Genomic DNA, 548 nt, shown 5'->3' with positions numbered 1-548 from the left:
TAGACACGGCGCTGTTCTAGATAGTCAGTACGACGATAGGAGCGCTCTACTTGTCCTCCTACTGTATGACTTAGAATGGTTTCAGCGACCTCATAGGGGGCATCGGTTGTTTCTGCTAGCCAATCGCGTAAACTAGAGCGAAAACCATGGGGGCAAGCTTCAATTTTATTTTTTCTCATATACGCCGCCATCATCGTATGTGAAAGAGGACCACGACCGGTAAGTGAAAAGATGAAATCACTTTTAGAGATACAGCGGGCTTGTTCAATTACTTTTATTGCTTCAGATGATAAGGGCACGCGAAACTCTGTTGTGGCATCACGCTTGCCTTTCATATTCTCAGCAGGGATTGTCCAGATATCATCTTCAATCTGATCTTCACGAATATGACGCAAAGGATTGCTACGAACCCCTGTAAGGATAAGTAGACGCAAAGCTAAATGTTTTATAGTTGTTGTTTTGCAGAGAAATTGGTAAAAAGCCGGCACATCTCTCCAATCCATGGCTGGTAAGCTTTGTTTTTTATGACGTTGTTTGCCTAAGAGAGC

The 548-nt window shown here is 43.4% G+C and carries 1 protein-coding gene; it reads right to left on the bottom strand.

Going from position 1 to position 548, the window contains the following annotated elements:
- On the bottom strand, positions 1-548 hold a 548-nt coding region (locus tag ACFILZ_RS10165; RefSeq protein ID WP_375682399.1), incomplete at both ends, for a tyrosine-type recombinase/integrase.

Origin of the sequence: Bartonella sp. AP40SXNS, assembly GCF_042195825.1 — a bacterium.
Lineage (GTDB): Bacteria > Pseudomonadota > Alphaproteobacteria > Rhizobiales > Rhizobiaceae > Bartonella.
Note: the sequence above shows the minus strand (reverse complement) of the source record. Positions and strands in the feature narration are given on the sequence as shown.